Source organism: Zavarzinella formosa DSM 19928 (assembly GCF_000255705.1).
In the GTDB taxonomy this organism is placed as follows: domain Bacteria; phylum Planctomycetota; class Planctomycetia; order Gemmatales; family Gemmataceae; genus Zavarzinella; species Zavarzinella formosa.
In genome coordinates this window covers 608319-617537 of sequence record NZ_JH636443.1, presented here as the reverse complement: position 1 = coordinate 617537, position 9219 = coordinate 608319, and the positions used below count along the sequence as shown (strand labels likewise).

Here is a 9219-nt window from a genome sequence, read left to right as displayed (position 1 = left end):
ACCCGAATTTCAACGGGCTTGATCCGGCCGATGTGCCCCTGACAAATTTGGACAACGATACCGCCGGTGTCTCGGTGGCTGTCATCGGCAGCGCCACAACGACGGAATCCGGGGGAACGGCCAGTTTCACGGTAGTCTTGAACAGCCAGCCGACCGGTGATGTGACGATCCCGGTCAGTTCATCGAACACGAGCGAAGGAACAGCCTCCGTCACTCAACTGACGTTCACCCCGGCCAATTGGAACATCCCTCAGACGGTCATCATCACCGGCGTTGATGACCAAGTGGCCGACGGCAACCAGACCTATTCGATCATCCTTGGCGTGGCCGTCAGTTCCGATCCGAACTTCAACGGCCTCGACCCGACGGATGTGGTCTGCACCAACACGGACAACGACACCGCCGGAGTGGCCACCGCCATCATCGGCGGGTCATCGGCCACCACCGAATCCGGGGGGACTGTATCGTTTACAATGGCCCTCAGCAGCCAGCCGACCGGCGATGTGACCATTGCGGTCAGTTCCTCCAACACGGGCGAGGGAACGGTTTCTGTCACTCAACTCACCTTCACCCCGGCGAACTGGAACATCCCCCAGACGGTGACCGTCACCGGCGTTGACGATCAGGTGCAAGACGGCGACCAACCTTACACGATCATCCTCGGGGCCGCCACCAGCACAGACCCCAACTATAACGGTCTCAATCCGACCGATGTCTCTCTGACCAATCTTGATGACGACACCGCTGGCGTCTCGGTGGTTCTTGTTGGCGGTTCCACGACATCCGAAGCGGGTGGAACCGCCAGTTTTACCGTGGTCTTGAGCAGCCAGCCGACTGGCGATGTGACCATCCCGGTCAGTTCGTCGAACACGGCCGAGGGAACGGTTTCCGTCAGCCAATTGGTGTTCACTCCGGCGAATTGGAACCTTCCGCAAACGGTCATCGTCACCGGTGTTGACGATCAGGTGGCCGACGGCAACCAGTCCTACACGGTTCTGCTTGGCGCGGCCGCCAGTGTCGATCCGAACTATGCCGGTCTTGATCCGGCCGATCTAACCCTCACGAACCTGGACAACGACACCGCCGGTTTTTCGACGAACCTCGTCGGCGGTTCATCGACTACCGAGGCCGGGGGAACGGTGACGTTCACGGTGGCGTTGAGCAGTCAGCCCACCGGCAATGTGACCATTCCAGTCAGTTCGTCGAACACGGGCGAAGGAACCGCCGGCACGGCTTTGCTCACCTTCACTCCGGCGAATTGGAACATCCCGCAAACAGTGACCGTCACCGGCGTTGATGACCACGTCGTTGATGGCAACCAGCCCTACACGATTGTCCTCGGGGCCGCGTCCAGCACGGACCCCAACTACAACGGTCTTGATCCCGCCGACTTGTCGCTGACAAACATTGACAATGACACGGCGGGGTTTGTGATTCCGACAATTGCCAATCCGACCACCAGCGAGGGAGGCGGAAGCGTTTCATTCGTCATCTCTCTGAGCAGCCAGCCGACTGGTGATGTGACACTTCCCGTCAGTTCCTCGAACACCGGCGAGGGAACCGTCAACAAGGCATCCCTCACCTTCACTCCCGCGAATTGGAACCTTCCTCAAACGATCATCGTCACCGGTGTTGACGACCAAGTGGCCGACGGCAATCAACGTTTCGCCATTCGCTTTGGCCGGGTCGTCAGCACGGATACGAACTTCAACGGCCTCGACCCCGCCGACATTGCTTTCACCAACATCGACAACGACACGGTGGGATATCGGGTGGCCGCCAATGGTTTGACCACCACGGAAGCGGGAGGAACGGCCAGCTTCACCGTCGTTTTGGACAGCCAGCCAACCAGTGATGTGACCATTCCGGTCGCTTCCTCAAACACGGGCGAGGGAATCGTCAGCACATCATCCCTGACATTCACGGCCGCCAATTGGAACATCCCGCAAACAGTGACCGTCACCGGCGTTGATGACCAATTCGTTGACGGCGATCAAACCTACAAGATTCGTTTGGCGGCGCCGAGCGGCGAGGACTTCTCATTCGACAGTCTGGCCCCCCGAGAATGGGCGATGGTGAACGAAGACAACGATCATCTCGCCGTCCTCAATCCGCGGCCGCCTTTGCCTCCCGAACCGCCGGTGAATCAAGATCCCGAGCCACCGGTGACTCAAGACCCCGAACCGCCGCCTCCAACCCAACCGGTTGACCCTCGGCCCCGGCAGCGCGCGGTCGGCGGCGGGCCGGTTTTGGTGAACATCACCGTTCCCAAAGAGGTTGGCGGCGGACCGACGGAGACAAACGACGGTTCGACGACCTCCACCGAAGATCCCGGAACTTCCGGCGACCCGACGGCGCCTCCCGTGGTGGCCAAGGCAACCGGGCCGGGTCGGCTGGGGAGTTACATCTTCCTTGGCACGGATGATGGGGATCTGGTGGTACGCCTGGACGAAAATGTTCCGCCGGTCAATCGTCCGCCGGAAAAGGCGCCGGTTTTGGAACCCCGAATCATTGTCCCGCCGACGACGGTGGTGGCGCCTGTTCAAGAGGTGAGACCGGTGAACGTGGCCTCGGAAGAATACAAGCCGGAACAGGGGCCGGCGCCCCGCGAAGTCCGCAAGGCCGTCGCGGAGGCGATTCCGGTGTTTGCAGAACCGGATGCCCTTGATGAATTGGAAAAGAATGTCCGGGAGTTCGCCAATCAAAACGACGTGCCCGCGAAAATCGTTCTGGCGACGGGGTTCCTCACCACCGTCGGGGTGATTGCCTGGAGCGTCCGGTCGATCTGCTGGATCATCGGGGCGATGGTGTCGGCCGCGCCGGCGTGGAAGCCGTTTGATCCGCTGGTCGTGCTGGCTTCCCGCGACAAGCGAGCCGAGGAAGAAGAAGACAAAGAGTCCTTGCAGTCAATCGCCTCGTGAAACTCCCGAAACCGGAAACTGCCATGCGTGAACGGATCAGATTGTTTCGCCTTGCCACCGCGATGACCGCGTTGACGATGACGGTCGTGTTTGTCGGCCTTTCCCTTGGCTTGCTGCCCGACAGCGGCACGACGGCAGTGATTGCCCGCAAGGATTATTGCGAGGCCGTGGCCGTCCATGCGGCCCGCGAAGCGCGAGACCCGGATCTCGCCGGACTCCGGGAGACGGTTAAATCGGCCGTCGAACGCAATCCGCAGTTGCGTTCGCTCGGCGTCCGGCTGACCGATGGAAAACTGGCGGCCTTCGCGGGCGATCATGAACAAGAATGGGTCGATCCGGGGGACGTTCCGTTCACCGGGCGCTATGTCCGTGTGCCAATCTCCGCGAACGGGAAACCGTGGGGGCAATTGGAATTCGCGTTTGGCCCCCTGCCCGCCGGGCCGTTCGGCCTGACGCCGGAAGTCGCGTTTGTGATCTTTGTTGGCGTGGGCTGCATGCTGTTGTATTCGCTCTATGTCTGGCATATGTCCTGGCGGGCCGGTCCCACGGACTTGTTGCCCCACCGGGTTCGGTCAGCCTTGGAAGCGCTGTCCGAAGGGGTGTTGGTTCTCGACACCCGCCAGCAAATTGCCCTGGCAAACGGAGCATTCAGCCGCCTGGTCCACATCCCGACCGACCAATTGCGGGGGAAGCCAATCCAAGAACTCCCGTGGCAAATGGTCAATACGAACGGCCCGTTGGTGGCCGCCGATCTTCCTTGGGAACGATCGCTCCGCAAAGGGCTTTCGCAAACGGGATTTCTGCTCAGCCTCCTTCGCGACGGGCAACTGATCCGGTTGTCAATCAACACCACGCCCATTCTGGCCGACGACGGCAAAAATTGCGGTACCCTAGTCACCTGCGACGATCTGACTGGGTTGGAGCAAAAGAACACCGAGCTTCAAGACCTTCTTCTGAAACTCCAGCATTCGCGGGCCGAGATCCATCATCAAAACCGGGAGCTGAAACTCCTCGCCACCCGCGATCCGCTGACGCTGTGCATGAACCGCCGTTCGTTCATGACCGAACTGCAAACAGTATGGGACCGGCGCCTCCGGGGGGGCTCGGCGGCGTCCTGCGTGATGGTGGACGTCGATTTTTTCAAGAAGATCAACGACAATCACGGCCACTCGGCCGGCGACCAAGTGTTGCAACAAGTGGCCGAACTCCTGCGGGGCAACAGCCGCAACACGGACCTCGTGTGCCGATATGGCGGCGAGGAATTCTGCATCGTCCTGCCGAACACCGACCTGACCAGCGCGGCCATGCAGGCCGAGCGGATTCGAGCCGCCCTCGCCGCCAATCCAATCGCCGGTATCCCGGTGACCGCCAGCCTGGGGGTGTCCTGCACGGAACTCAGCCCGGCCACGATCCAAGAGTTTCTCGACCAAGCCGACAAGGCTCTCTATGCCGCGAAGCACGGCGGCCGCAATCGAGTGGTCTGCTTCAATGAAGTTCCCGCCGATTCCAATTCAACGGAGAAACCCCTGACAAAACCGGCGCCCGCGCCTGCCCAACCAATCTTGCAAAACCCTGTCCTGCCCGAACTAATTGCGACTTTCACACCGTTCTAACACCACAGCGTAGTCCAATGTTAAAGCAATTATTTATGCGGCGCAAAGCTCAAACAAAATGCAGACAGAGCAATATTTCGCCTTTGCTCTTAACTTCGTTGATGGTGAAAAATGAAAAACAACCGCTTTAACATTTGGCTGCGATGCAGTGCAAAGGGAACGCATCGCTTAGCTGATAAGGAATTATTTATTATTTATTATTTACGAGGAATTGGAGAAATTAGCATTTTCAACGCCAAACTAATGTCGATAATTTTAATGAGACTCAATTATCTCGCTCTTTTTTCGCCCTCCATCAAGAAAGGGCGGTCGCATGACTCGCGATGATGTGCTATCCGTATTGCTGAAAATTCCCGGCCTGACGAACATCGGAGTCGTGACCCCGGCCTACTTCGACAGTCCCAAGTACGGCGCCACCGCCGGCGAACGCCTGGCCGCTTTCGACGAGGCTCGTCGCCAACTTGCCGACGCCCCGCTGGAGAAATTCGACGACATCTGCGCTTGGTTTGCGGACAAGGCGAAAACCAAGCAGGCCAACCGCAAGCACAACACATTGGAACTGCGGAAAATTGTGGAGCAATTCACAGGGATGCCTCTCAGCGAGGGAGAGTTTCTGGTGGCCGCCATTCATCTGGGGTTTTTCTACCGGATCGAAGGGGAGGGCATCAGCGAACCAATGAGGGTTTTTCTCGGAATCTCCAATCAGTCTCTCAAGGCGGATTCGGCCGCTTAAGTATGTTGGCGCCAATAATCCTCCCGTCGGGGTTGTGGGCATCGCCGAATGACATGTCGAATGCTCCCGCGTCCGTGCCGGACCATCAATCGGCACGGACACTATTTCCCAGCTCTCGCCCCGGTTTCGGAAAAAAATCCTTTCAAGTGATAGACGGCGACGTTAAACTAATGGGGCACTCCGGCTTGCCGGATGATCTCGCGGATATTCACCCAGTCCGACCTGATATTGGAAATCGCCTCTTTGGCCGACAGCATTTGGTCGCCTCGTCTCCGGACGGACGCCCGAATCAGGCCGCTTCACTTGACGGGCACTCGCATGTCCAACAATTTGAAAACAGTGAATGAACAGATCATGCAGCTTTATGCCCGTGATCCGGCGGCCCGGCGATGGACGGCCAATCACATGGCTCATGTGATTGGCTCCAGCCGCGACATTGTCAAACGGTCGGCGGTCTGGCTGACCCGCCGGGGCGAGGATAACGTCATCCTCACTTACGGGGACATGATCGTCCTGCGGACCTTGTCCGGGGCTTCCGACCCCCTCTCCCTGAAAGAAGTGGCCGACTTGGCCCGTCAGCCTCAGAACTATGTTTCGGACCGGCTGGCCATGCTGCGGGATCTCAAACTCGCCGCATCCGAGGGGGATGGCGACGAACGCTGGACGATCACCGACCGTGGCCGGGAAGGACTGCGGGGCCGCATCGTGACGTTCCGCTGATTCGGGTGTCAGCCTTCACCACAGGTACGTGCCGACGCTCGGGCGGGATCGCGCGCGGTATTCGGGCCTCCGTTTTCGCTTGTATTCCCGCCTTAAGGGGGGATAATCAACGCATTGCATGGCTCGCACCCAAACAACCCACCCTTTTCCCATCATGACCGCCCCTGTCTTGGTTATCCGGCATGTTCCGGACACTAATCCTCCGAAGTTTACCGTCAGTCGGCTGAGCGACGGGAACACTTCGGATGCCGTCCTCGTCGCGCCGCCGAACAGCGTCCGGGTGGAAGGGCGGCCCAACGATGATCTCATCCATCAGCTTCGTTGGTATCTGGAAAAATTCCTCGACTATCCGTTCCATCCCGACGACGAGTATGCCGGCCGGGTTCAGGCGGCTCTCCGGGAGTGGGGGCGGCGGACGTTTGACACGTTGTTCGGTTCGGGAAAGGCGAGGGATTTTTACCACGACGCCACACGGGGCGGCCTTCAGAATCTGACGGTGCGGGTGGTTAGCGACAGTCCGTTCATTCTGGGCTGGCCTTGGGAAGCGTTGGAGGATGCCGCGACCGCCCGGTTGGCCCATCAATGCGAAATCGAACGGCGAATAGAAAAGCAGGGCGATCCGTCCGTTTTGGTCAAACTGCCTGATGACTGCCTGAACGTGTTGCTGGTCATCGCCCGGCCGTACAAGGGGGATGTCAAATATCGATCCATCTCCCGGTCGCTGGTGGAACTGGCGGCCGATCATGCCTTCCCGATTTCCGTCCATGTTCTTCGGCCCCCCACTTTTGCCGAGCTTCGCGAACACCTGCGGAAGCATCCGCACCATTACCACATTCTCCACTTCGACGGACACGGGGCCTATCGCGCTGATGCCCCGGCGCCGGGGGGCGGGAATGTCCTGCGGGCGGCTGACGGCCGATTGCTGTTCGAGACGGACAACGGGGACGAGAACCCGGTGGACGCCGAGCAATTGAGCGAGTTGCTGCGCGAACACGCCGTGCCGGTGGTGGTGTTGAACGCCTGTCAATCGGCGATGATCGACGACAAGGCCACCGACCCGTTTGCCTCCGTGGCGGCGGCATTGTTGAAATCCGGCACGCGGAGCGTGGTGGCGATGGCCTATGCCCTGTATGTGAGCGGAGCGAAGCAGTTCTTGCCGGGGTTCTACCGCCGACTGTTCGAGAGCGGCAATCTGGCGGCGGCCGTCCGCGCCGGCCGGCAGCAGATGCTGGAGAACAAGGGGCGGGTGTGCGCTCGCGGCACCTACGATCTGGACGACTGGCTGGTTCCGGTTGTGTATCAGCAAGACCCGCTTGATTTTTCGTTCGTCGCCAAGGGAGGCGGCAAACCGCCTGGGAAAACGGCCAGTCGCTTGCCCGAGGCGGCGCGGGACGACCGGAACCCCTACGGATTCGTGGGTCGCGATGGCGCCTTGCTGGCGTTGGAGCGGGCCATGCACCGCCCGGCGGCCGGCATTCTGGTCACCGGGTTGGGAGGCGTCGGCAAGACGACGCTGGCACGCGGCTTTCTCCGCTGGCTGGAGCAAACCGGCGGCTTAGGGGCCGGGGCCTTGTGGTTCGACTTCCGCGAGGTTCGTTCGGCCGAGTATGTCCTCAATCGCATCGGCGAGGCCCTCACCGGGAAGCCGGAATTCGCCACACACAAGGTGGAAGAAAAGCTCGCCTTTCTGGCCGATGCCTGCCGGGGGAATCCGGTGCGGATTGTGTGGGACAATTTCGAGTCGGCCCGCGGGATTGACGGCACGGCGATGACGGGCAATCTGTCGGACGATGACGCGAAACTGTTGAAAGAATTTCTGACCCGGCTCCGTGGCGGGCGAACGAAGGTGTTGATTACCAGCCGCTCAGCCGAAGAATGGCTTGGGATCACAAACATCGGCAAGCCGGTCTCCCTCGGCGGCCTCGACGGCGAAGAACGCTGGGAGTTTGCCAACGCTGTCTTGGGCGACTTCGATCTCCGGCAAAACCTGGCGAAACCGAATCCGCATGTGAAAGAGTTGGTGGAAATGTTGAAGGGCCACCCGCTGGCAATGCGGGTGATGCTGCCGAAATTGGCAAATCGTCCGGCGGCCCAACTCATCGCCGATCTCGAAACCAATCTCGCTAAACAAACGCTTGCCTCAAAAGACGAATCCGAAGCAGCGCTGGCCGCCACCCTCCGATTTGCCACGGAAAGCCTGCCAACAGACTGGCAACCATTGCTGATCCTGATCGGACTGCATGAGGGATACGCCGTCGCTGGTCATCTGGAAATGATGGCGAAACAAGTCGAGGGCGGGCCAACGCGGGGAATGATCGACGAATGTCTGACGGCTCTTGGCAATGCCGGGTTGGTGCGCGACATCGGGCAGGCGATTTACGAGTTGCACCCGCTCCTCACCAGCTATCTGCGTGGCGCCCATGAATTGCTCGCTCCGGAAACACGAGATAGTTGGACAAGGGCATTCGTTGATTTCATGGCAGGTTACGCCGATCACTTGGCTCCCAAGAATCTGCATGAACAGCGATTTCCCTTCTTGATCCATGAGGCGAACTTCCACACGGCTCGGGCCGTTGCGGAACGTCTGGACATGACCGCGCACTTCGCCGCCCTTACACAAGCACTGGCGGTCTATGCCCAGAACACCCGCAATTATCCGGCGGCTGTGACCCTCTTCGACCAGTTACAAATGTACTATGTTCGGATTGGAGATGAGAAAGGAAGGGCATCTCCGTTGCACCAACTCGGTCGGGTCGCCCAAGAACGCCGGGACTTCGCGGCGGCGGAGTCGTGGTACCGCAAGTCCCTTGAGATATCGGAGCGTCAAGGCAACGAACACGGGGCCGCCATCACCTACCACCAACTCGGTCTGGTCGCCGAAGAACGCCGGGACTTCGCGGCGGCAGAGTCGTGGTACCGCAAGTCCCTTGAGATCAAGGAGCGTCAGGGCAACGAACACGGGGCCGCCATCACCTACCACCAACTCGGTCTGGTCGCCGAAGAACGCCGGGACTTCGCGGCGGCGGAGTCGTGGTACCGCAAGTCCCTTGAGATCGAGGAGCGTCAGGGCAACGAACACGGGGCCGCCATCACCTACCACCAACTCGGTCGGGTCGCCGAAGAACGCCGGGACTTCGCGGCGGCAGAGTCGTGGTACCGCAAGTCCCTTGAGATCGAGGAGCGTCAGGGCAACGAACACGAGGCCGCCAGCACCTACCACCAACTGGGGATC

The 9219-nt window shown here is 60.0% G+C and carries 5 protein-coding genes; all 5 read left to right on the top strand.

Features of this window, described 5'->3' with window-relative positions; genetic code table 11:
- Nucleotides 1-2921 (top strand): beta strand repeat-containing protein (locus tag BGIM_RS52790; RefSeq protein ID WP_202947317.1); only part of this gene is annotated, 2921 nt, incomplete at its 5' end.
- A gap of 23 nt (nucleotides 2922-2944) precedes the next feature.
- Complete coding sequence (locus BGIM_RS58395) at nucleotides 2945-4534, top strand: sensor domain-containing diguanylate cyclase (protein ID WP_157369474.1); 1590 nt, start codon at nucleotides 2945-2947, stop codon at nucleotides 4532-4534.
- A 313-nt stretch (nucleotides 4535-4847) separates the two neighbouring features.
- The gene (locus BGIM_RS0128030) at nucleotides 4848-5267 is read left to right on the top strand and encodes a hypothetical protein (RefSeq protein WP_020473010.1); all 420 of its coding nucleotides are present in this window, start codon (nucleotides 4848-4850) and stop codon (nucleotides 5265-5267) included.
- A gap of 318 nt (nucleotides 5268-5585) precedes the next feature.
- Complete coding sequence (locus BGIM_RS52775; RefSeq protein ID WP_040890452.1) at nucleotides 5586-5987, top strand: hypothetical protein; 402 nt, start codon at nucleotides 5586-5588, stop codon at nucleotides 5985-5987.
- A gap of 118 nt (nucleotides 5988-6105) precedes the next feature.
- The coding region (locus BGIM_RS0128020) for a CHAT domain-containing tetratricopeptide repeat protein (protein WP_029630669.1) at nucleotides 6106-9219 on the top strand (3114 nt) is incomplete at its 3' end.

What these genes read in the sequence shown, in the direction of transcription:
- BGIM_RS58395 (WP_157369474.1), top strand. Translation starts at nt 2,945, where the DNA reads ATGCGTGAACGGATCAGATTGTTTCGCCTTGCCACCGCGATGACCGCG.
- BGIM_RS0128030 (WP_020473010.1), top strand. Translation starts at nt 4,848, where the DNA reads ATGACTCGCGATGATGTGCTATCCGTATTGCTGAAAATTCCCGGCCTG.
- BGIM_RS52775 (WP_040890452.1), top strand. Translation starts at nt 5,586, where the DNA reads ATGTCCAACAATTTGAAAACAGTGAATGAACAGATCATGCAGCTTTAT.